The organism is Amycolatopsis panacis (assembly GCF_003600245.1).
GTDB classification, from domain to species: domain Bacteria; phylum Actinomycetota; class Actinomycetes; order Mycobacteriales; family Pseudonocardiaceae; genus Amycolatopsis; species Amycolatopsis sulphurea.
Genome location: NZ_QZFV01000116.1, coordinates 1 through 22,784 on the forward strand (window position 1 = coordinate 1; position 22,784 = coordinate 22,784).

Sequence of the window (22,784 nt, forward strand, 5' to 3'; positions counted from 1 at the left end):
CATGTTCACCCACACCCACACCACCACCCAGACAACGTGATGGGCAGGGCCCGCGGCCCCGCCCAACCATCACAACCCCCCAACCACAACCGCCACCAACCAGCCAAACCGAAAACGCAACAGCCTCCTGAGTCTGTGAAGGGTCCCTTCACAGATCCGAAACCGGTCCGGCGCACGCTACGAGGTGGTCGCACACACCTCCGCATCGCCCACTGCCGGGTCCCCGACCAACTTTGCCGACACCCTGGACGCAGAGTCCGTGAAGGTGGCCTTCACAGCCTTTGGGTGCTTCAGTGGACCTGGCGGTCTTGATCGGTCCAGTAGGGGGCGCGCAGCTTGAACTTCTGGATCTTGCCGGTCGCGGTACGGGGCAGCTCGGTGAGGAACTCCACCCGCTTCGGGCATTTGTACCCGGCCAGATAGTCCCGGCAGTGCGTGATCAGCTGTTCCGCGGTGACGGTCGCGTCCTCGCTGACCACCAGCGCGGTGACCAGCTCGCCCCACTTCTCGTCCGGAATGCCGATCACCGCGGCCTCGCGCACCGCGGGGTGCGAGCTGAGCGCGTCTTCCACCTCGATCGACGACACGTTCTCGCCGCCGGTGATGATCACGTCCTTCTTGCGGTCGGCGATGGTCAGGTACCCCTCGTCGAACCGGCCGCCGTCGCCGGTGTGGAACCAGCCGCCTTCCTGGACCCGGGCGGTCTCCTCCGGGTTGTCCCAGTAGCCGTCGAGGTTCGTGTTCGACTGGGCCAGTACCTCGCCGTCGGTGTCGATCGCGAGGCGCACGCCGAGGGCCGGGGTGCCCGCGCGGCCGAGCAGTTTCGCCTGCTCGTGCGGATCGAGTTCGGCCCATTCGCTGCGGAATCGGTTGACCGTCAGCAGCGGCGCGGTCTCGGTGAGGCCGTAGATCTGGATGAACTCCCAGCCGAGTTCCGCACGCACCCGTTCGATCGTGCGGGTCGGCGGTGGCGCGCCGGCGACGACGATGCGTACCCGGTCCCGGCCGGGGATCTCCCCGTCCCACTTCGCCGCCCCGTCCAGCGCGGCGGTGACGACCGCGGGCGCGGCGCACATGATCGTCACGCCGTGTTCCTCGATGCGGCGCAGGATTTCCGTACCGTCCACTTTGCGCAACACGATGTGCTTCCCGCCGAGACCGGTGAGCGCGTACGGCATGCCCCAGCCGTTCGCGTGGAACATCGGCAGGGTGTGCAGGAGCACGTCGTTGTCGCTCAGCGTGGTGTGCAGCCCGAAAGTCACTGCGTTGAGCCAAAGATTGCGGTGTGTGAGCTGCACGCCCTTCGGCCGCGCGGTGGTGCCGGAGGTGTAGTTGAGCGTCGCGGTGGCCGATTCGTCCCCGGCCCACGGGCGTGGTTCGCCGTCGCCGCCCCAGACCTTCTCGTCGTCTTCGCCGAGTACGAACACATGCTTGGCGGAAACGATGTCCCGCAACGCTTTCAGGTCCGGGTCCAGGATCACCACCTCGGCACCGGAGTGCTCCACGATGTAGCGCACCTCGGCGGGCGCGAGCCGGAAGTTCACCGGCACCAGCACCCGTCCCCAGCCGGACACCCCGAAGAACGAGGTGAGCAGCCGCGCCGAGTTGTGCGACACGATGGCAACCCGGCCGCCCACGGGCACGCCGAGCGCGTCCAGGTTCGCCGCCTGCGCGCGGGCGCGCCGGGCCAGCTCGCGGTAGGTGACCGAACCCCACGACGGGGCGGGCTGGCCGGGCTCGTCCACCACGGCCACCCGGTCCGGGTACACCGTCTCCGCACGGTCGAGGAAATCGCGGACACCGAGGTCGTAGAACACGTGCCGTTCCCTTCGCTTCACCGGGCACCGCTGCCCGTGCCGAGATGATGGCTCGGCCGCCGGGGAGCGGCCACCCCACAAAGTGGGTGCTCAGCGCAGCAGGCCCGCGGCCCGTGCGCGGTTCGCCGCCTGGACCCGGTTGGCGGCGCCGAGCTTGCGCATCGCGTGCTTGAGATAGGACTTGACGGTGTTGGGCAGCAGGCCCAGCCGGTCGGCGATCTCGTCGTTGGTGCAGCCCTCGCCGGCCAGCCGCAGCACGTCCACCTCGCGCGGAGTCAGCGGCCCGCCCGTCGGGACGGGTACGGGGTGGAGTCGCTCGCACACCGCGAGCAACTGCGCCCGCGCCGCCTCGTCCTGGAGGGATCCGGCTATCGCGAGCAACTCCGCGCGCAGGTCGGCCTGGTCGCGGGGGATGGGTGCGGGCGGCCCGGCCAGCCGGCGCCGGACCTCTTCCTCCACTTCGATGTCGCGCTCCAGCCGGGTGGCCACGGACCCGGCGGCACGCAGCACACGATCACCGAACGCGATGGACTCGCGGGTCGCCGCGTACAGCACCGCCCGGGTGGTCTTGCCGACGCGGATCGGCAGTGCGACGATCGCGCGCAGCTGTTCCGGCGCCACCGCGCGGTCGTACTTGTGCGTGATGCCTTGTGCATTGAGGTAATCGCTCACTGTGGACGGCCGTGCCAGAGCCACGGCCTTGCCGCCGAGCCCGGCCCCGGTGTCCACCCGCAGATGCTGCAGCGAACGGGTCGCCGTGCCGCGTAACTGGTCGATCACGAGCGCGCGTGACCCGGCGGTGACCGGGCCTCCCATCGCGACCGGCAGCCCGGTCGTGCGCTGGAGTGCTTGCAGCGCACCGGCGATCAGCGGGCTGGTTGCCAGGGCGAGCTGTCCCGGAGACGTCATATGGCACCGTCCTGTTCCGACCCGTGATGAGCGTCCACGGTACGCGTTGTGTCGCATCAGGACTACATGTGTGGTTCCGTGGTAGACGTGGGCACTGCCGATTTCGACGCCGTCGCCGACCGGTTGTACTCCGTCGACCCGGCCGAGTTCGTCGCGGAACGCACCGCTGCCGCTCGCGCGGCCGGCGATGCGGATCTCGCCCGGCGCATCCGCGGCCTGCGCAAGCCGACCGCCGCCGCGGCTTTCGTGAACCGGCTCGCCCGTGCGGATTCCGCTCCGCTACGTGAGCTGGCCGATCTCGGCCGGCAGCTGCGGGAAGCCCACGAGCAGCTGGCCGGAACCCAGTTGCGCGAGCTGGCACACCGCCGGGCGGAGCTGATCCGCGAGCTTGCCGGCGAGACGAGTGGGCTCAGCGATGCCGTGGCCCGCGCGGTGGAAGAGACACTGGAGGCGGTCGTCGCCGATCCGGACGTGGCCCGGCTCGTCTTGGCCGGTCGGCTGACCTCGACCGCGCATGCGGACGTGGATAACTGGCTTTCCTTGCCGGTCAAGGATATTGCGCCTCTCGGACCATCCAAAAAGGAGCAGCAGGCGGCTCGTCAGGCCCACGCGGCCGCGGAACGCGAGCTGGTGCGTGCCGAGCAGGCGGCCGAGGAGGCGGATGCCCTGGTGACCGTCTTGCGGCACCGGCTCGCCGACGCGGAAACCCGGGTCGCGCGGGTTGCCGAGGAGCTGGCGACGGCGCGTGCCGCCTTCGAACGGGCCGAGCGGACGGTGGCGGATCTGGGCTGAGTTCCTTGCGTACGAAGCGGGCTCAGCGCACCAGATACCGCAGCAGCACGGAGCCGTCCTCGATCAGCATCGATTGCAGGTCCAGGTGCTTCGGCTCGATCGGCACGCCCATCGCGACCCGCGGGGCGTCCCCGGCCACCAGCATCGGCGACAGTGTCAGCCGCAGCTCGTCGACCAGCCCGGCGGCCAGCAGCGCGGCGAACAGATGCGGCCCGCCCTCGCAGTCGATGCGGTGCAGGCCCCGTGCCGTCAGCGCGGCGAGTGCGGCGGTCAGGTCGACGTCGCCGGCGCGGGGCGGTGGTCGCGGTTCGGTGACGCTCGTCTGCCGGTCCGCGGCGTCGTGGAGCTCCGGTTCCCCGGCACCGGCGACGATCACCTCCGCGCCCGCCGCCGTCCACGCCGCGCGCAGGTCCGGATCGGTGGCCGCGCTGGTCAGCACGATCGTCGGCACGAGCGGCCTGGTCAGCACGGGCGCGCCCGGCGGCAGGGAGCGGCCGGTGCTGACCACCGCGATCGGCGGGACGGGGGACAGCCCGTGCCGCCGACGACGTTCCGCGGCCTGTTCGTCCGGACGGAAGCCGTCGAATTCCTCGGCGACCGCCGTGCCCGCGCCGAGCAGGACCACGTCGGCGAGGTCGTTGCCGAGCCGGTACACCACCCGGTCCGCCGGGGTGGACAACGCGCGGGAGCGGCCCTGCACGGTGATGCCGCCGTCCGCGCTGGAGACGAAGTTCACCGCCAGCCAGCGTTCGCCCTCCGGGTAGGCGTAGAGCTGCTCGACGTCGGCCCCGGTGAGTTCCCGCCGGCCGGGGAAGACCTCGATCACAGCAGCCGCACCGCCTTCGACGGCGGCCGCGTGCCGGCGATGCTGGCCACCATCTCGGTCACCTGCCGGGTTTCCTTCACCTGGTGTGCGCGGAACATCGCCGCGCCGTGCAGCGCGGCCACCGCGGTCGCGGCCAGCGTGCCGGTGACCCGCTCGCCCAGCGGCAGGTCGAGGGTTTCGCCGACGACGCCCTTGTTCGACATCGCCATCAGCACCGGCCAGCCGGTATCGACCAGCGCTCGCACGTTGCGCAGCACTTCCAGCGATTGGTAGGTGTTCTTCCCGAAGTCGATGCAGGGGTCGATCATCACGCCCTCGCGGGGGACGCCCGCGGCCACGGCTCGCTCGGCCAGCGTGGTCGTGGCGTCGACCACTGCGGCCACCACGTCGTCGTACTCCGGGCGGGGCAGCTCGACGCGGGGTTCGAGGCCGTTGGTGTGCGCGCAGATGTAGCCCGCGCGGTGCTCGGCGGCCACGTCGAGGATCTCCGGCTCGTACGCGGCCCAGTTGTCGTTGATCAGGTCCGCGCCGGCGCGGCAGACCGCGTCGGCGACCTCGGCGCGGTAGGTGTCGACGCTGATCACCAGGTCCGGGAAGTGCTCGCGGGCCCAGGCCACGGTCGGAACGACCCGGCTGATCTCCTCGGTGACGGTCACCTCCGGGCCCGCACTGGCCGGCACCCCGCCGATGTCGATCACATCGGCACCCTCGGTCACCGCCCGGTGGATCGCGTCCTGGGCGAGCTGCTCCTCGAAGGTGGCACCGTGGTCGTAGAAGGAATCGGGGGTGCGGTTCACGATGGCCATCACCAGGGCGCGGTCACTGGTGCGGCGGCGGCCTCGGAACACGAGGTCGGGGGTCTGCATGGAATTCTCCCGTACCGGACGTCGGTCTCGCCTGATGATAGGCGGGCGTGCGCGGCCGGGTCGCGTCCGGCAGGTGGCGGGCGGCAGGACTGCCGGCGAGCCGGAGGCCACCTGCTTCCGGGCGTCTTCCTCGGGGTGTCAGGAGGCGAGTGCCTCGTTGATCGTGTGGAAGCCGCCCGCGGTGCGGGTGGCGGAGAATTCGATCACCCGGTATCGGGCCAGCCGTTGCAGGACGAGTGGATCGGTGGCGAGCACCGCGTCCAGCTTGCCGCGCAGGCAGGGGCGGGTGAGGATGACCTGATCGGCGTCCTCGCGCCCGTTTCCGGAAACCAGGAATAATCCATGACTGAACTGCGCGCGCAACCACTCCGCGTGTTCTGCCAGTGTGTAGTCGACTTCGTTACGGGGTGCTGTGTAGGACAGCAGTGCGATGTACATGAGTTCAGAGTAGAACTCCGCGGCGCGGACTGCATCCGTCCGGAGAGTGGCGGCAGCGGCGCAATTCGTCATCGATTGGTCAAGAATCGCCAAGGTTCCTTTACGGTGCCGGGCATTTACGTCCGGTGTACGTAAATTTGCGTACACGGGTGCCGTCACCGGGCGGACGACGCGCGTGTCTCGTCCGCACACACTCATCGGCATGGCTTCGACTCCCTTGACGGCGCTTCGCCACAGCTGGTCCGGCAGCCGCCGCATCGAACGGCTGGCGTACGCGGTCGGCGCGGTGCTGGTCATCAGCGGTGTGGTGAACGCTGTGGTGCTGCTGGTTTCCGGCGGTTCCTGGCTCGGCCCGTTGTCCCTGCGCAAGGCGGTCACGTTCGGATTGTCCTTTGGTCTCACCCTGGCAACGCTCGCCTGGGTGACCAGCCGTCTCCGGATGCGCAACGGCGTCCGGACCTTGCTGCTCGGCGCCTTTCTCCTGGCCTCGGTGGTCGAGGTGACGCTGGTGACGATGCAGGCGCGGCGTGGCGTTCCGTCCCACTTCAACTTCGAAACCGGTTTCGACACCGCGGTTTCCATGAGCCTCGCGGGCGGTGGCGCGGTGCTCGTGCTGACCGCGCTCGGATTCACCGCGATGGCGTTCCGCCGCCCCGGTGACCTCGCGCCGAGTATGCGGCTGGCGGTCCGGGCCGGGCTGGTGGTGTTCATGATCGCGCTCGCCACCGGCGCGGTGATGATCGCCCGCGGGGTGACCGCCGCGCGCAGCGGCGCCCCGGAACTGGCCTACACCACGGCAGGTTCGCTCAAGCCGCTCCATGCGGTCGCGATGCATGCGATTCTGGTGCTGCCCGTATTGGCCTGGCTGCTGCGGTTCAGCGGGCTGCCGGAACCCCGCCGGTTACGCTTGGTGCGGTACGCGGTCGCGGCTGACGCCGTGTTCACCGCGGTGATCGGATTCGAAGCGTTCGCCGGGATTTCGCCATTCTCCGCGCCGATCGTCCTCCTGATTCTTTCCGGCGCTTCGCTCGCCATTCTCGGCGGTACCGGGGTGGTCGCTGGCATTTCCGTGGTGCGTCCGGAAATGGAATCGCGAACCAGCCCCGGTCCGGGCTGAAGCGGCTTTACTCTTCGACTGCGCCGCCCACCGTTCGCAGGTGCTGCCGGAAGGTGCAGGACGCGTCTTCCTCGCGACGACGCAGGAAATCGGCGAACCCGACCTGTTCCCGCAGTGACGTTCCGGATCGGATGCGTGCCGCCTGCTGCCGCTCGGTGTCACGCACGGATTCCGCGGCCTGGAACACCTTCTCGGCCTCCGCGGCGGGGACGAACACCACTCCGTCTTCGTCGCCGAAGACCAGATCGCCGGTGTTCACGGTCCATTCGCCGACGGTCGCCGAGGTCAGGGCGTCCGGGTGCCGGGGCGTGGCGTGCAGCGGGCCGGTCGGGATCGAGCCGAGGCTGAACACCGGCAGCCCGATTTCCCGCAGGTCCGCGGTATCCCGGTGCAGGCCCCAGATGACGGCCCCGCTGAGCCCGGCCGCGGCGGCCTCGGCGGCCACGAGGTCGCCGACGCAGCTCTCGTCCCGTCGCCCGCCGTTGTCGACCACCAGCACTTCGCCGCGCTCCGCCGTGGTGATGGCTTCAAGGAAAATGTCGACGCTGCCCGCATGGCGTGCGGGCAGTACGCGGCCGGCAATTCGCCCGCCCGGTATTGCGCTGTGCATGCCCGCGGGCGCGCATCGTACGTCGAGCTGAGCACGAATACAGCCGTCGGTCAGATGGGCGGTGGTGAGTGTGGAAAAGCGTGCTTCGAATGTCGTCATTCCCCGGCCTTCCTCGGTGTGCGCGGGAATACGTTACCGGATGAAACGCCTGTCACAGAACGGAAATCACCCCGCGACCGGGAGCGGGCCGGTCACCGTGAGTGGTCGCGGGAGGGGGCCGCGGCGATGGGTGCGAGTCCAGGGTGTCGGCAAAGTTGGTCGGGGACCCGGCAGTGGGCGATGCGGAGGTGTGTGCGACCACCTCGTAGGGTGCGCCGGACCGGTTTCGGGTCTGTGAAGGGACCCTTCACAGACTCAGAGTCCGTGAAGGGTCCCTTCACGGACCTCTACACCGACTTTGCCGGAACCCTGGGGTGCGAGGGGCATTCGGTTTGGTGGGTATATCCGATTTTCACCGGTTTCCGGTTGAAGTCCTGGTGAATTCCCGGTCGGGGGCCGGGCTCGGCCGGATTTTCTGTACTTTCCGCCCGCATAATTCCCCACCGGTAGTCCGAACGAGGTGCAGGAGAGTGGCGTGCCCGGGTCTGTGCGTACCCGTTGGGTGGTGTCCTCCGCCGGGGTGGCGGTGCTCGCCGCCGCGGTGGTGATCGGTTTCGCGGTGTGGCCGGACGGGGCGTCCGCGCGGGATCCGGAGATCCAGATCTCCAGGTCGGCCTGTGGCCGCGGCTGGACCGATCCGCGTGCCGGTGCGCAGACCTTCCACCTGCGCAACACCGGGACGGTGACCGCCGAGGTGGATCTGATCGACCCGGCCACCGGGGTGATCTACGGCGAGGTGGAGGGCCTCGGGACCGGTACCACCCGGCCGCTGCCGGTGACGCTCGGCAACGGCAGCTACGCGTTTCGCTGCCTGCCCGAGGACTCGGCCGCGATCGTCGGACCGACGGTGACCGTGAGTGGCGGCGCGGACCGTGGCCCGGGCGTCGCGCCGGTCACCCAGAACGATCTTCTCGCACCGCTCAAGAACTATCAGGCGCACGTGACCGCCGGGCTGGACCAACTCGTCGCCGGCGTGACGAAGCTGACGGACGCGGTGCACGGCGGCGACCGGGCGGCGAGCGAGTCCGCCTGGCTGACCGCGCACCTGACCTACGAACGCCTCGGCGCCGCCTACAACGCCTTCGGCGATTCGGACAGCGCGATCAACGGCACCACCGACGGCCTGCCCGGCGGCGTGGCCGACCCGGGCTTCACCGGGTTCCACCGCCTCGAATACGGCCTGTGGCACAACCAGGACCTGGCCGCACTGCGTGCGGTCGCGGACCGGCTGGACAGTGCCGTGCGGAGCCTTCGAAAGTCCTTTCCGGACAGCCAGGTCGACCCCCGCGACCTCGGGCTGCGCGCACACGAGATCGTGGAGAACGCCCTGCAGTTCGAACTCACCGCCCGCACCGATTACGGCAGCGGCACCACCCTCGCCACCGCGCGGGCCAATGTGGACGGCGTCCAGGCCGTGCTCGACGTACTGCGCCCGGTGCTCGCCCCGCGCTACCCCCGGCTGTCCACGGTGGACAGCTGGATGAAGCGCACCGGGAAGACGCTCGACGGCGCGCGCCGCGTGGACGGTTCGTGGACGCCGGTCAGCGGGCTTACCGCGCCACAGCGCCAGAAGATCAACGGCGACGTGAGCGAGCTGGCCGAACAGCTCGCGCCGATCGCCGCCATCGCCGAGCCGAGGAGGATCTCGTGACCACCGAGTCCTCCCGTCGCAGTTTCCTGCGCCGCACGGTGGTCGGCGCCGGGCTGACCGCGGCCGCCGGGGTAGGGGCGGCGGCGAGCGGGGCCGCGTCCGCCGGGGAATCCGGTGCGGTGCCGTTCCACGGTCCGCGGCAGGCGGCGATCCTGCGCCGGCCACCCGCACAGTCCATTGTGGCCTCGTTCGACGTTGTTGCCGAGAACCGCGCGGAGTTGACCGAACTGCTGCGCGAGATCACCGAACGTGCCCGATTCCTCACCGCGGGTGGTGCACCGGCCGTGCTCGGGATCACCGCGCCACCAGCGGACTCCGGAGTGCTCGGGCCGGTTGTGCCCCCAAGCGACCTCGGCGTGATCGTCGGCGTCGGTGCGTCGCTGTTCGACGATCGCTACGGCCTTGCCGGACGCAAGCCGAAGAAGCTCAAGCCGATGACCATGTTCCCCAACGACGCGCTCGACTCCGCGCAGTGCCACGGGGATCTCTCGCTGACCTTGTCCGCCGGCACCACCGACACGGTGCTGCACGCGCTGCGTGACCTCACCCGCGCGACGCGAGGCGGGATGCAGCTGCGCTGGAAGATCAACGGGTTCGCCTCCCCGTCGCGCCCGTCCGGCACCCCGCGCAACCTGATGGGATTCAAGGACGGCATCGCCAACCCGGTCGATGACGAACTGGACCGGCTGGTCTGGGTGTCCGGAGGCGGCGAGCCCGGCTGGACCACCGGCGGCAGCTACCAGGTGATCCGGCTGATCCGGATGCTCGTCGAATTCTGGGACCGGGTGTCGCTGACCGAGCAGGAGAACATGTTCGGCCGCCGCCGGGACACCGGTGCGCCGCTGGACGGAACGTCCGAACAGGACACCCCGCGGTACGCCGACGATCCGATCGGCACGGTCATCCCGCTCACCAGCCACATCCGCAAGGCCAATCCCCGCACCCCGGCCACCGACGCCAGCCGGATCCTGCGGCGTTCGGTGAACTACGACCGCGGGGTGGACACCAACGGCAACCTGGACATGGGCCTGGTCTTCGCCTGCTACCAGCAGGACCTCGAGCGCCAGTTCGAGGCGACCCAGCAGCGGCTGGTGGACGAGCCACTGGTCGATTACCTCTCCCCGTTCGGCGGCGGTTACTTCTTCGCGCTGCCAGGGGTCACCGACGGCCGAGACCACTTCGGCCGGGCGCTGCTGCAGTGAGCGCGCCCACCGCGAGTTCCCACCACGAGGTAACCAACCCAGGAGGATCCCCAGTGGACACAGCAATCGGCAGACGGCGCCGCCGGACGCGGCGGCTGTTCGGGGCCGGCGCGCTGGCCTCGGCGGCGATGCTGGCTATCGCCACCGGCTCGGCCGCCACGTCGGCGGACGCCCAGCCGAGCCACCCGCTGCCCGCGTCGTGGCTGCCCACCCTCACCCCTATCAAGCACGTGGTGGTGATCTTCGGCGAGAACATCTCCTTCGATCACTACTTCGGCACCTACCCCAACGCGACCAACGAGAACGGCACCCCGTTCCAGGCCGCGAAGCACACCCCGAAGGTCAACGGCCTGGACAAGTCGCTGCTGACCAAGAACCCGAACGCCTACGACCCGAAACGGCTCGGCCCGGATCAGGCGCTGACCTGCGACCAGAACCACAATTACGGTGCGGAGCAGGCCGCCTTCAACGGCGGCAAGATGGACAAGTTCGTGGAGAAGACCGAGACCGACAAGTGCACCGGGCAGCCGGTGCTGTTCGGTGCACCGGGTCTGGTCATGGACTACTACGACGGCAACACCGTGACCGGAATGTGGAACTACGCGCAGCACTACGCGCTGAGCGACAATTCCGTCAACACCACCTTCGGCCCTTCCACCCCGGGCGCGATCAACCTGATCTCCGGGCAGACGCACGGGATGCAGGCCGTCGACTCGGTCTCGCACGAGCCGGCCTCGGATTCCTATGTGACCCAGTCGCCCGACGCCAACGGTGTCGGCACGGTGATCAACGACCCGGACCCGGCGTGGGACGACTGCTCGGACAAGAACCACACCGCGACCGAGAACCTCGGCGCGATGCACGGGCGCAACGTCGGTGACCTGCTCAACCAGCGCCGGGTCACCTGGGGCTGGTTCCAGGGCGGCTTCCGCCCGACCGGCACCGCCAACGGCTACGCGGTCTGCGGCCAGAAGCACGCCAACGTGGGCAATCAGTCCTCGGTGGACTACAGCCCGCACCACGAGCCGTTCCAGTACTACCAGTCCACCGCGAACCCGCATCACCTGCCGCCGTCCTCGGTGCAGGCGATCGGCCAGTCCGACCAGGCCAACCACCAGTACGACATGAGCGACTTCAACGACTCGCTGCAGGCCGGTTCGATGCCCGCGGTCAGCTTCCTCAAGGCGCCGGAGTACCAGGACGCGCACGCCGGCTATTCCGATCCGCTGGACGAGCAGCAGTTCGTGGTCGGGGAGATCAACAAGATCCAGCAGTCCCCGGAATGGCGCTCCACCGCGATCGTGCTCGCCTACGACGATTCCGACGGCTGGTACGACCACCAGAGCCCGGCCGTCATCAACGGTTCCCAGGACGCGGCGCAGGACCAGGCCGTGTGCACCGGAAAGCCGGCGAGCCTCGGCGGTTACGCCGACCGCTGCGGGTACGGCCCGCGGCTGCCGCTGATGGTCATCTCGCCCTACAGCAAGGTGAACTACGTCGACCACACCCGGACCGACCAGACCTCGGTGCTGCGGTTCATCGAGGACAACTGGTTCGCCGGGCGAATCGGCGATTCCTCGTTCGACAACCGGGCCGGCGGGTTGTGGAATATGTTCGGGTTCTGGCGGCCGCAGGCGGACAAGCTGCCGATGGACCCGAAGACGGGCGCGCTCGTGAACCACTGAACGGGAAAACCGGGCCGGAGATGACTCCGGGTCAACAGATCGTCACTCACCGAAGGCCGCCGGGCTCGCCCCGGCGGCCTTCGCGATTCCCGCCCCCGGTGCGCGAATCGAGCCCTGGGGGCGCCGGTGTGTCGAAACGGCGTGTTGCGTCCGATCTGGACTGACCCGCCGCACCGCACGTCGTGACGGGCGAATGTCACACGTCGGCGACCGCCTTCGGCGCGGGGGCAGAAATCGGTTACCGGCAGCTCCACGCGTCGCGGGGAAGGAGGGTCGGAGCGCGTCCCACCTTCCCTCCGGCTGCCGGAAAATCGGCCGGAGAGGAGCAAGTGAGCGACGCTAACTTGCGACTGTCCAGACCGGAATGGGAGTCGGAGAGCGCGAGTCCTCTGTCGACACGATAGGCTTATCGAAGGCACATCCTGTAGAAGGTGAAGGAACGCGAACCATGGCGCAGAAGGTTCATGTCGAGATGGTGGACGACATCGACGGCAGCATTGCCGAACAGACGGTCCCGTTCAGTCTCGACGGCGTGAACTACGAGATCGACCTGTCCGAGGACAATGCCGCCGCATTGCGCGACGAGCTGGCCCGTTATGTTGCCGTCTCCCGCCGGACCGGCGGCCGCAAGGTCCGCATCGCCGCCGGTGCCGCACCGCGGCCGGCGGCCACCGCGGCCGACCGCGAACGCAACCGCACTATGCGGGAATGGGCTGAGGCCAACGGTTACCAGGTCTCCGACCGCGGGCGCCTGCCCGCGGAGATCGTGCGTGCTTACGAAGAGCGCGAGGAGACGGTGGAGGAACCGCCCGCCAAGCCGGCGCGCAAGCGGGGCGCTCGCAAGAAGTCCTGAAATCCCGTCCGGACCGGATGGCGCCCAGGGGTGGGGGCGCCGTCCGGTCCGTTCGTTTACCGGCTCGGTCCACTTGCGAGCGACGCCGGGCAGTAGTGTGCGAAGTGGACCGCCGAAGGTCCATTCCGGACCTTGACGGTGTCCACTGCGGACCGTCGGGTGGCCGGAGTGCTTCGCTTGTCCCCGCCGGGCCGGTGAGCCGGCGGAAGGCTGCTTCTTCCATCGCCGAAGCGTGCGCGTGACGGACCGCCGCGGATTCGGTCGAGAAGTGGGCGGCGATGGTATTGCGGGTTCGGCAGCCGGGCTCGTTGCGCGGTGGCCGGCCGCTTCAGCGTGGTCGAGTAGTGCACGTCGCTTTCGGTGGAGCGTGCGCAGTGCATCGCCGCGCCGCCAGTGCGTTCGATGGTCGGGCCGGTCGCTCGGCAGATGGCCGAGGCCGCCAACGGCCCCGCCCAGGCGGGCAGACCCGCACCGTCTTGATACCGACCATTCGGTCTCTCCGTTCATGCTCAAGGGAACCGTGGGTGCGGGCGGCGTGAGCAGGTCTTATTCCGTCGGAAATTCCTGTCGGCCGAAATATCACCGGGATGCTGCCTAGCGCTTTGCCGCGTCCCGGGGACATCATCGACAGCATGAGATGAACGGGATCGTGGCCCGGATGGCCGGGCTTCGCGGCTGATCTTCGCAGTGGTCGATCATCGGCACTCGGCCCCTGCGGGAAAGGAGCCATGATGACGATCAAGACTACGGATTCCGGCCCATTGATGCAGCTTGCCAGTGCGTTTTGGGCGTTCAAGACGTTCGCCGCCGCGGTGGAGATCGATCTGTTCACCCGGCTGCGAGACGGGCGGCGGGTCACCGTTTCGGAGATCGCCACCGAGCTGGGTATTCACGAGCGGCCCTCGGATGTGCTCCTGGCTGCATGTGCGTCGCTGGGCCTGCTGGACAGGAACTGTGCCGGTTACGGTAATTCCGCAGTGGCGGAGGAATTCCTGGTGTCCGGGCGGCCCTGCTATTTCGGGGGTTACGTACGTTTCCTCGATCACCGGGAGTATCCCGCCTGGCATGGCCTGGTCTGCGCGTTGCGGGATAATCGTCCGCTGACCTCGGGTCCCGACGAGCAGGAGTCGATCTTCCTAACCGATGACACACTGCCGAACGGGCATGATGTCGTGTTGCTCAGCATGATTCTGCACGACTGGGATGAGATCACCGGGCGGGCCTTGCTCCGGAAATGCCGGGAGGCGCTGGAACCGGGCGGCGTCATTCTCATCGTCGAATGGTTGCTCAATGCGCAACGTACGGGGCCGGCCGCGGCGGCACTGATGGGCATGAACATGATCGTCGAAACCGTGGGTGGCAGAAACTATTCGAAATCGGAATACGTGACCTGGTCGCGAGACGTCGGCTTCCAGGGTGCGCACATCGTCCACTTTGACGCAGTCGGCGCCAATGGTGCCGTGGTGGACCGTAAGCACTAAGTCTCGGGTGTAGCACGTCCCGTCAGGCTGATTCCGGGCCGGATTTGTTGTGTGATCTTACTGGAGGGGGTCACCTCATGGACACATTCTCCGATCTTGCCGCTCGGCAGGTTGACGATGAAGTCCCGATAAGCGGTAACGACTACCGGCCGGCGCTGACGACGGACGGGCTGGCGTTGCTGCTGATGGGGCACGCGGCATTTCAGTATCTGCAGGCGTCCTGCGAACTCGGCCTGTTCGAACTGATCGGCCCGGACCGTTCGCTGGACCGCGCGGACATCAAACAGCAGCTGGGCCTGGCCGGCCGGGCGGTGGACGTCCTGCTGCTGGGGACCACCTCGCTCGGCCTGCTCGTCAAGCACGGCACCCGGTACGCGATCGCGCCGGTGATCGCGAACCTGATCGGCGCCGACGACTGGCGGCCCCGCAGCGCAGTGGATCGACGCGGGCGTCAGCTACGCCGCCTGCACTTACCCACCGGGCCGGGAACCCGTCGGCCAAGTGCTCAACCTGCAGGCCGCACCCCTGGCGGAGTTGATCTTCGGCATCCTCGTCCCCACCGAAAACCGTGACCGTCAGGCCGGAATCGGCGCCATGCGCCCCCACACCGCGCCGCGCACTGTCGCCGAGTTCACCCAGGCACCCGGCTACGCCACCCCGCCCTGGCCGAAGCCCTCTGCGGCAACCCTACCGGTCCGGTCCGCACGTTCTACCCGGGAACCAGCCGCTGGAACCGGTTCGACCACTGGCCCCGCCGGCCCGAAGGCCTGATCGTGCTCGGTGACGTGCTCTGCACACTCAATCCCATTTACGGACAAAGAATGTCGGTCGCGATCAACCAGGCACTCACCCTCCGGCAGGCATTCACCGCGGATCAACCGACGGGCATCCGCCGCGATCTCGCCCGCACCGTCAGATCCGCCTGGACCCTGTCCAGCACCGAGGACTGGCGCTTTCCGCACACTCGTGGCCGGCGCGGCTGGACGACCCGTTTCGCGCACCGAACCTTTGATCGTTTGCTGTCGGCCGCCATGACCGATCCGGTCCTGGCGTACCACGTGGCCGAGGTCTTCGCGCTCACCCGGCCACCCGGATCCCTGGCCACTGCGCGGGTCCTTCGGGCCCTGACTGGTCGACGCACCTGCGGCGCTCACCTGAGCAGGCCTTGAATCCGCCTCGCAGCGAATGCTGCTTCAGCGGCCGAGCCGCTCGTCCAGATTGATCTTGCCGCCGGCTTCGTCGCTGATCGCGTGCATCGCGTCATGAGGGGACAGGGGGTGGCCGTGCTGGTCGGCGTGCGCGCGCAGCAGGTTGCCGAGGTGGCGTTCGGGCAGGCTCCAGGTGGGCCAGCGACGGCGGGCGATGGTGGCCAGCCGGGCGAAATCCGGTGTGCTGCTCGATGCGGTCGCGTCGAGCAGCCAGTGCAGATAAGTGCGCTGCACGGCGATGGGGAAGCTGCCCGGATGCCGTAGCTCACCGTGCCCGGGAACGAACGTGCGTACATCCGGGAACACCTTGTCCAGCCAGTCCAGCGCGGTCAGCCAGCCGGGGATCGAACCGCACGTCGCCAGCGGGGTGGCGCCGACCGACAGCAGCCCGCCGGCGAACAGGGTGCCGGTGCGTGGCTCGAACGCGACCAGATCACCGTCGGTGTGCGCGATCCCGGGGAAGGGGACGACCTCCACGACCACGCCGCCGAGATCCACCTCGACCGGCTCGACCACCGTGTGCACCACCTCCGCGGGCGGGGCTTCCAGCGCGCCCCAGCGCGTGAACTGGAAATGCACGTCGTCGACCTGCGGCCCGGTTCGCACCCGCGGCACGGCCGCGGCCGCGGCCAGCACCCGCCCGCCGTTGCGCAGCGCGACGCCGGTGCCGTTGTAGTGCGAACCGTGCGCGTGCGTGAGCACCACGGTGAGCGGCATCTCCGCCGCCGAGTATTTGCGCACGTCCGTGACCAGGTCGAGCGTGTCCTGCTCGGTCCCGCAGGTGTCCACCACCAGCACGGCTTCGCGGCCGCGGATCCAGCCGCAGTTCGACACCAGCCAGTCACTGGGCGTGCGCACGTAGGCGACCACGCTCGGGTCGGTGTACCTGAGCGGGACGATGTTCCGCCTGATGGCGCTCATGCGTTCCCCCCTCGTGGGCTGTCGCCGCGGCGGGCCGACCGGACCAGTGCATGGTAGTGGAGCTGAATGGTATAGACCAGGAGGGTCGCTGTCAGTGGCGATGAGATCACATTTCCGGCCGGGTGTGCGGGAGACCACTGGTCCGGCCGATCGGCGGGTGGGTTCGGCTGCGGCCGCCGGGAAAGCCGAACTCGGGCCACGGGTTCTGGGGCGGCAAGATCATTTCGTCTCGGCATTGCCTCGTTCTCGCGTCTGTCCGGTGGTATCGACCATGTGGTGGGGTCCGAAGTGGACACTGCATTCCGCTCGTGCGTCCATTGTGGATGAAAGGCCGGCGGTGGCGCGGTCTCGCTCACTGTGGGTGGAAGATCGATTCGGGATGGTGTGAGCGGTGTCGCTCGCCACGTGGGTGCTATCCGGCCATGCCCGCCTCGGGAGGCGCTGACCAGCAACTTTTCCAGTCGAGGAGCGGCGACGGGGTTGACATGCAGCTATTTGCCTGCGTTACGCTGTGTGGGTCACCGTCGAGCAGGGGAAGTCATGAGCCAGAAACCGAGTTTCGTCTACGTCACCTACATCGACAGCACGCCGGAGCGGGTGTGGGAGGCACTGACCGATCCGGAGATCACCGCGCAGTACTGGGCGCACCGCAACGAGTCCGACTGGCAGCCGGGCTCCCGCTGGGCGCATGTGCGGTCCGATGGATCCCGGGTCACCGATGTGACGGGCGAGGTCGTGGAGGCGGTGCCGCCGCGCCGGCTCGTCACGACCTGGTACGACCCGAACGGGCCGGAAGATCAGGAGCCCTCCCGCGCCGCCTTCGACATCCAGTCGTACGAGGGGATCGTCCGGCTGACCGTGACCCACACCGACCTCGCCGACGAGCGTGCGCACCGCGACGTCTCCGGCGGCTGGGCCGCAGTGCTGTCGAACCTGAAGTCGCTGCTGGAGACGGGCAAGCCGTTGCCGATGGACCTGCGGCCGAAGTGATCGTCCCCGGCAGGGGAACAAAATGGTGACTGCGATCGTTCTGCCGGAGTAGGAGACGTGATAGCCGGGACGGAATCGCGCAGGACCGCCGCGGATTCGGCTCGCCGAGGGTGCGCTGAATCCGCGGCGAGTGCCGAATGGTTGTGCCTGCGAGTGCCGATGCGCTACGCTACGGCCCGTATCCCGTGGAAGTCGGCCCAGCCGCCCACGAAATCTCGGCACTCTCCGCCAGTTCCGCGGTATCCGGGATACGTCGTTTCCAGGACGTGGTCCGCCTCCGGTTCGCCCGGTGCGCGGCGGAGCCGTCCCGGCCGTACCCGAGCGATCCGCGATCCGCGATCCGCGTCGATCGCCGCACCATTCAGGAGTATCACTCATGACACAGACACAGACCACGACACAGGCACAGACCACGGCACGGACACAAACGCGGGCACAGCAAGGAATTCTCGATCTGCGCGGCAACTCCGCCACCCTCGGCTACGATCCGGGCGGCCCAGCGGTGCCCGCCGCGTTGGTCCGTTCGCACGGATTGCGCCGGGGCGACGAGCTTGTCCTCGAAGACGGCGTACTCGTCTCGGTCAACGGTGCACCACCCCCGCGGCAACAGCGGCAGCGGCCCGAGTTCGAGCGGCTCACCCCGATTCATCCCGACCAGCGGCTGGTCCTTGAAACCGGCCGGCACCAGCTGACCACCCGCGTGCTCGACCTCGTCGCGCCGCTCGGAAAAGGGCAGCGCGCGTTGATCGTCGCCCCGCCACGCACCGGGAAAACCTCGGTGCTGCAAGCGATCGCGCAGGCGATTTCGGTCAACCACCCGGAGGCGCACCTGATGGTGCTGCTCGCCGACGAGCGGCCCGAGGAGGTCACCGAGATGCGCCGCACCGTGCGCGGCGAGGTGATCGCGTCCACCTTCGATCGTAAACCCGCCGAGCACACCGCACTCGCCGAACTCGCGCTGGAACGCGCCAAACGCCTGGTAGAGACCGGCCGCGACGTCGTGCTGCTGCTCGATTCGCTGACCCGGCTCGGCCGCGCCTACAACCTCGCCGCCCGCACGTCCGGGCGAGTGCTCTCCGGCGGCGTAGACGCGAGCGCTTTGCACCCGATGAAGAAGATCCTCGGCGCCGCCCGCAACATCGAGGACGGCGGCTCCCTCACCATTGTCGCCTCCGCGCTCGTCGGCACCGGATCCCTGGCCGACACGGTGTTCTTCGAGGAGCTGAAGAGCACCGGCAACTCCGAACTCCGGCTGGACCGCACGCTAGCCGACCACCGTGTGTTCCCGGCCGTGGACCTGTTCGGCTCCGGCACCCGTCGCGACGAGCTGTTCGTGACCGCCGCCGAGCTGACCGTGCTCGCCGAGGTCCGCCGGGCGCTGGCCGGGCAGGACCCGAAACGGGCCGCGGAACAGTTCCTCGATCAGGTTCGCACCACCAAATCCAATGCCGAATTCGTGGCCAGGGTGCAGGCTTCCTTGGCGATACCGGATCAGCGGGCCGCTTGAATACCCGAACAATTCCGGGACCACGACGATGCCCTGAACGGTAGCCCCACCCAGTGGCTACCGAACGCCGGTCGCTCACGCCGATCGGCCCGGATTCGGCCGACGAGATGTACCGCCTGCACACCGACCCCCGGCATCGCTCGCCGGTTCGGCGACTGGATCCGGGCGGACGCGGCGCCGCCGTGACCGGTCCGTCGACAAGGCGGCAGATGGCTTGCCCACCACCGGGAACCCGGCGAGCTGACCGGCCGGGGTGGACTGTCCTATCGGGATTTCGACGGTGTCCGCCCGCTGGATCTGGGCTTCCGGGCAGCGCACTGGGCAAAGGGCGACGCTACCGAGATCGGCCGCGCCGGCCTCGCGTACGCCTTCACCCGGCTCGCCGCGCTCGAGGTCGTGACCTTCGCCGAAGCGCGCAACGTTCGTTCCCGCGCGGTGATGGAGCGCCTCGGGTTCACCTGGCAGCGCGAAATCCGCTATCGGGATGCCCCATGTGCGCTGTATGAGCGCACTGCGTATTGATCGATTTCACCCGTCTGGACCCGGCTTGTTTCACTACGCTGATCCTGGCCGTGCGAAAGAACCGACGAGGAGGATGTGCGTGGCAGAGTGGGCCGATCTGGTCGGATTCATCAGGCAGCAGTACCGGGTGGTCCGGGACGACCCGGACGAAATCCGCATCCGCATCGTGTTCGGTGCCGACGCGTACACCGAGGGCCGGGCGCAGGTCATGGTGATCGCGCGGGAGGTGTTCGATCACCGCGAGGACTGGGTACAGATCGCCACCCCGTTCGCCCGGGTGGACGAGGTCAACCTCTACCATGTGCTCCGCGAGGCCGGCGCCTCACTGGTGGTGGGCGGCGTGGTGGTGATGGGGGAGCACCTGGTGCTGCGGCACGCACTACCGCTGGTCAACCTCGACCTCAACGAGTTCGTCGATCCCCTGGAACTGGTCGCCGGTTCAGCCGAGCTGCTGGAACAGCAGTTCACCGGCCGCGACGACTACTGACCCCGCTCCCGCGGCGGCTGCCGACCCTGCTACTGATCCGCGGCGGCTGCTGATCCTGCTACGGATCCAGCGGCGGCTGCTCATCCCGCTACGGATCTCGCGGCGACTGCCGGACGGCTGATCCGCGGCGCCCGGCTCCCGCCAAGGGGAGCCGGGCGCGGGAACCCAGAACCCCCGTGCCCGCAGTACCTGGGTGCCGACAGAAGCCAGGTGCCCGCAGAATCCAAGCGCCAGGTGCCCGCGAGAACCTGGGTGCGGACAGGGCACAGGTGCTGCTCGCAGAATCCAAGTGTCGACAGAATCTGGGTGTGCACAGAACCCGGGTACCGACATGACCCGGGTGCCGACGGTGCCCATGTACCAACAGAATCCGGATGCCCGCAGAATCCAGGTGCCGACAGAATCCGGGTAACGACGGACCCGGGTGGCAGGGTGTCGGCAAAGTTGGTCGGGGGCCCGGCAGTGGGCGATGCGGAGGTGTGTGCGACCACCTCGTGGCGTGCGCCGGACCGGTTTTGGGTCTGTGAAGGGACCCTTCACAGACTCAGAGTCCGTGAAGGGTCCCTTCACGGACCTCTACACCGACTTTGCCGGAACCCTGACCCGGGTGGTGACCTGGCTCATGTGCCGACAGAATCGGGATGCTCGCGGAATCCCGGGTGCGGATTGGGCCGGATGCTCGCAGAATCCCGGTGCGGACAGGATCCAGATGCCGACCGGGCCACGGTGCCCTCCGGATGCCGGCGCCCTCAGAACCTCAGCGCATTCGGGATGCCGGCGCCCTCAGGGCACCTGAGTACCCAGAACCCCTGGTGTCGATGGAACCCCCGGCGCCATCAGCGCCTCTGTACGCACGGAATCCCCGGCGCTCTCAGAACCCGGTGCCTTCGGGACACCGGCGCCCCGCTCGTAGAAACCTCCGCGCTGTCAGGACACCAATGTCTCAGGACCCAAGACCCAGGACCAGGACCCGTCGCCCACCGAAACCGGTGTCGTGAGGAAACCAGCGGGCACAAAAGCCTCGGCGCCCACAGGAGCTCCGGTGCCTACGGAAACCTCTGCGCCCGCCGAACGCCGTCCCCAGGACGCCAAAGTCCTCAGGACACCCAGGCGTCTTCAGGACACGGAGTCCCGAGGATACGGAGCGCTCAAGAACCTCAGCGCCCCCGGAACCCGACGGCCTTTGGAAACCCGGCGGCCCTCAGCGCCAGTCAGCCCTCAGTGCCTGCCGGCCCTCGGAATCCGACGGCCTTGAGAACCCTTGCCGGCCTTGAGAACCCTGCCGGTCCTGAGAACCTGCCGGCTCTCAGGACCGGCTTGCCCTCAGGATCAGCCGACCCTCAGAACCCGACGACTCGCGGCGGCCGTGGACGATCCGCATCCGCCCTGGACTGGGCGGACGGCGGGACCGCGGCGCAATGCAGGCTCTGCTCGGGCCGGACGCCGGTCAGCAGGAAGGTGTCGGCGGTGTCGGTGACGCACTTGCTGTTCTTGAAGTAGGCGGCATGCCCCCAGCCGTCGTAGCTGACCAGTGGCGCGCCCGCCTGCTGCGCGGCGCGGACGGCCCAGGCGTAGGGCGTGACCGGGTCGTACCGGCTGTTCAGCATCAGCATCGGCACCCCGGGGCGAATCGACAGCGGGTGCTGCGGGTTGCGCACCGGGCCCGGCCAGCCCGCGCAGCCGGTCACGGAGGTCCAGCCGAGCTGGGACAGGCGCACGTCCGGCGAGACCACCGACAACGCCCGCCGGTAGGACTGCAACTGCGGGAAGCTGGTGACCGGCAGCCGCCAGTCCGAGCAGAACACACTGCCGAACACGCTGGGCACGCTGACCTCCGCGGTCCCGAACCCGGCGGCGGGCGGCTTCCCGTCTCGCAGCGAGACCAGGTCCTTGGCCAGCTTGTCCCAGGTCGGGCCGTAGAAGTTCCGGGAGACCATGCCGGCCAGTGCGAGCGGGTCGAGCCGGTCGTCCGGGGTACCTAGGGTGCCTTGCTCGGCCCGGGAGTAGAGCTGCGTCATCAGCGCGGACAGGTCCTTGCCGTGCAGCGCGCACGAGGTGTTCCGGTCGCACCATTGGCGGAACTGGTCGAACAGCTCCTGCACGGCGCTGGTCTCGGTGTGCAGGAACTCCCAGGTGGTCCCGACGGAGTGGTCCATATTGCTGTCCAGCACGAGCGCCCGCACCCGGTCCGGGTAGGCCTCCGCGTACTGCTGGCCCATCAGGCTCCCGTAGGAAACGCCGTAGTAGGTCAGCTTCGGGTCGCCCAGCGCGGCACGGATGGCGTCGATGTCGCGGACCACGCTCTTGGTGTCCACGTGCTCGGTCAACGGCCCGCTGACCCTGGTGCAGCTGGTGCCGAGCGCCCGGTTGTAGGCGAGCAGCTGCCGGTACTGCGCGGCGTTCTTGGGCAGCTGGGGGTTGTCCGCGGTGATCTCGGTGAGCCCGCAGCGGACCGAGGTGCTCTGCCCGATCCCGCGCGGGTCGAATCCGACGGTGTCGAACCGCGCGGTGACCTTCGGCGAGAGCCCCCAGCCGTCCTGTACCTCGCCCGCGCCCGCACCGCCGGGGCCGCCCGGGTCCATCAGGACCGAGCCGATCCGGTGTGCCGGGTCGGTCGCCTTGCGGCGGGCCAGCGCGAGCTGGATGGTGCCGTCGCCGGGGCGGTCCCAGTCGAGCGGCACGGTCACCGTCCCGCACTCGACTCCGGTCGCGGTCGGGCAGGGCTTCCAGTCGATCCCGCTCGCCGCGGCCGGTACCGCGGCGGCCATGCCCGCCAGCGCCGTGAGCGCCGTCGTCAGCACGG

At 68.8% G+C, this 22,784-nt stretch carries 20 protein-coding genes and 1 pseudogene; 13 read left to right on the plus strand and 8 right to left on the minus strand.

The genetic code is table 11. The features are described from left to right. Positions 1 to 290 precede the first annotated feature (290 nt). Both D5S19_RS24985 and D5S19_RS24990 read right to left on the minus strand, forming a co-directional pair. Positions 291 to 1,817, minus strand: a complete 1,527-nt coding sequence (locus D5S19_RS24985; protein WP_120025837.1) for an AMP-binding protein — start codon at positions 1,815 to 1,817, stop codon at positions 291 to 293. Between the two features lie 90 nt (positions 1,818 to 1,907). Continuing rightward, positions 1,908 to 2,726 (minus strand): helix-turn-helix transcriptional regulator, encoded by an 819-nt coding sequence (locus D5S19_RS24990; RefSeq protein WP_120025838.1) that lies wholly within the window; start codon positions 2,724 to 2,726, stop codon positions 1,908 to 1,910. Between the two features lie 87 nt (positions 2,727 to 2,813). Between D5S19_RS24990 and D5S19_RS24995 the strand changes: the two genes are divergently transcribed. Beyond that, positions 2,814 to 3,518 (plus strand): hypothetical protein, encoded by a 705-nt coding sequence (locus D5S19_RS24995; protein ID WP_233574141.1) that lies wholly within the window; start codon positions 2,814 to 2,816, stop codon positions 3,516 to 3,518. A gap of 22 nt (positions 3,519 to 3,540) precedes the next feature. Here the strand turns inward: D5S19_RS24995 and D5S19_RS25000 are convergent, their stop codons facing one another. The 3 genes from D5S19_RS25000 to D5S19_RS25010 form a co-directional block, all read right to left on the minus strand. After that, complete coding sequence (locus D5S19_RS25000) at positions 3,541 to 4,344, minus strand: dihydrofolate reductase family protein (RefSeq protein WP_120025839.1); 804 nt, start codon at positions 4,342 to 4,344, stop codon at positions 3,541 to 3,543. Beyond that, positions 4,341 to 5,210, minus strand: coding sequence for a dihydropteroate synthase (gene folP, locus D5S19_RS25005; protein ID WP_120025840.1), 870 nt, complete (start codon positions 5,208 to 5,210; stop codon positions 4,341 to 4,343). The genes D5S19_RS25000 and folP overlap by 4 nt, the downstream gene beginning before the upstream one ends. Before the next feature lie 138 nt (positions 5,211 to 5,348). After that, positions 5,349 to 5,648, minus strand: a complete 300-nt coding sequence (locus tag D5S19_RS25010; protein WP_120025863.1) for a YciI family protein — start codon at positions 5,646 to 5,648, stop codon at positions 5,349 to 5,351. A gap of 202 nt (positions 5,649 to 5,850) precedes the next feature. On the opposite strand from D5S19_RS25010, the gene D5S19_RS25015 reads away from it, so the two are divergent. Next, complete coding sequence (locus D5S19_RS25015) at positions 5,851 to 6,765, plus strand: hypothetical protein (protein ID WP_120025841.1); 915 nt, start codon at positions 5,851 to 5,853, stop codon at positions 6,763 to 6,765. A gap of 7 nt (positions 6,766 to 6,772) precedes the next feature. Here D5S19_RS25015 and D5S19_RS25020 read toward each other — a convergent pair whose 3' ends face one another. Further along, positions 6,773 to 7,474 (minus strand): RraA family protein, encoded by a 702-nt coding sequence (locus tag D5S19_RS25020; protein ID WP_120025842.1) that lies wholly within the window; start codon positions 7,472 to 7,474, stop codon positions 6,773 to 6,775. Positions 7,475 to 7,949: 475 nt separating this feature from the next. Between D5S19_RS25020 and D5S19_RS25025 the strand changes: the two genes are divergently transcribed. The 7 genes from D5S19_RS25025 to D5S19_RS25055 all read left to right on the plus strand — a co-directional run bounded on the left by D5S19_RS25025 (position 7,950) and on the right by D5S19_RS25055 (position 15,515). Next, the gene (locus D5S19_RS25025) at positions 7,950 to 9,125 is read left to right on the plus strand and encodes an EfeM/EfeO family lipoprotein (protein WP_233574142.1); all 1,176 of its coding nucleotides are present in this window, start codon (positions 7,950 to 7,952) and stop codon (positions 9,123 to 9,125) included. Beyond that, the gene (locus D5S19_RS25030) at positions 9,122 to 10,327 is read left to right on the plus strand and encodes a Dyp-type peroxidase (RefSeq protein WP_120025844.1); all 1,206 of its coding nucleotides are present in this window, start codon (positions 9,122 to 9,124) and stop codon (positions 10,325 to 10,327) included. Before D5S19_RS25025 ends, D5S19_RS25030 begins: the two co-directional genes overlap by 4 nt. A gap of 53 nt (positions 10,328 to 10,380) precedes the next feature. Next, complete coding sequence (locus D5S19_RS25035) at positions 10,381 to 12,012, plus strand: phospholipase C (protein WP_199730695.1); 1,632 nt, start codon at positions 10,381 to 10,383, stop codon at positions 12,010 to 12,012. Positions 12,013 to 12,460: 448 nt separating this feature from the next. Then, on the plus strand, positions 12,461 to 12,865 hold the full coding sequence (locus D5S19_RS25040; protein ID WP_120025845.1) for a histone-like nucleoid-structuring protein Lsr2: 405 nt from the start codon (positions 12,461 to 12,463) through the stop codon (positions 12,863 to 12,865). A 728-nt stretch (positions 12,866 to 13,593) separates the two neighbouring features. After that, positions 13,594 to 14,346: a methyltransferase gene (locus D5S19_RS25045; protein ID WP_199730696.1), complete on the plus strand. Its 753-nt coding sequence runs from the start codon at positions 13,594 to 13,596 to the stop codon at positions 14,344 to 14,346. Between the two features lie 77 nt (positions 14,347 to 14,423). Continuing rightward, on the plus strand, positions 14,424 to 14,918 hold the full coding sequence (locus D5S19_RS25050; RefSeq protein ID WP_120025846.1) for a methyltransferase family protein: 495 nt from the start codon (positions 14,424 to 14,426) through the stop codon (positions 14,916 to 14,918). A gap of 249 nt (positions 14,919 to 15,167) precedes the next feature. Beyond that, on the plus strand, positions 15,168 to 15,515 hold the full coding sequence (locus tag D5S19_RS25055) for a hypothetical protein (RefSeq protein WP_120025847.1): 348 nt from the start codon (positions 15,168 to 15,170) through the stop codon (positions 15,513 to 15,515). A 24-nt stretch (positions 15,516 to 15,539) separates the two neighbouring features. On the opposite strand, the gene D5S19_RS25060 is transcribed toward D5S19_RS25055, so the two are convergent. After that, a complete protein-coding gene (locus D5S19_RS25060; protein WP_120025848.1) occupies positions 15,540 to 16,475 on the minus strand; it encodes an MBL fold metallo-hydrolase in 936 nt (311 codons plus the stop codon). Between the two features lie 540 nt (positions 16,476 to 17,015). Between D5S19_RS25060 and D5S19_RS25065 the strand changes: the two genes are divergently transcribed. The 4 genes and pseudogenes from D5S19_RS25065 (at position 17,016) to D5S19_RS25080 (ending at position 19,981) form a co-directional block, all read left to right on the plus strand. Then, positions 17,016 to 17,465 (plus strand): SRPBCC family protein, encoded by a 450-nt coding sequence (locus D5S19_RS25065; protein WP_199730697.1) that lies wholly within the window; start codon positions 17,016 to 17,018, stop codon positions 17,463 to 17,465. Between the two features lie 376 nt (positions 17,466 to 17,841). After that, a complete protein-coding gene (gene rho, locus D5S19_RS25070; protein ID WP_120025849.1) occupies positions 17,842 to 18,972 on the plus strand; it encodes a transcription termination factor Rho in 1,131 nt (376 codons plus the stop codon). A gap of 210 nt (positions 18,973 to 19,182) precedes the next feature. After that, positions 19,183 to 19,494 (plus strand): annotated as a pseudogene (locus tag D5S19_RS25075) (GNAT family N-acetyltransferase); the annotation flags it as partial. A gap of 79 nt (positions 19,495 to 19,573) precedes the next feature. After that, the gene (locus tag D5S19_RS25080) at positions 19,574 to 19,981 is read left to right on the plus strand and encodes a hypothetical protein (RefSeq protein ID WP_120025851.1); all 408 of its coding nucleotides are present in this window, start codon (positions 19,574 to 19,576) and stop codon (positions 19,979 to 19,981) included. 1,340 nt (positions 19,982 to 21,321) lie between these two features. On the opposite strand, the gene D5S19_RS25085 is transcribed toward D5S19_RS25080, so the two are convergent. After that, entirely contained in the window at positions 21,322 to 22,782 is a 1,461-nt protein-coding gene (locus D5S19_RS25085; RefSeq protein WP_233574143.1) for an alpha/beta hydrolase, read from the minus strand. Positions 22,783 to 22,784 lie beyond the last annotated feature (2 nt).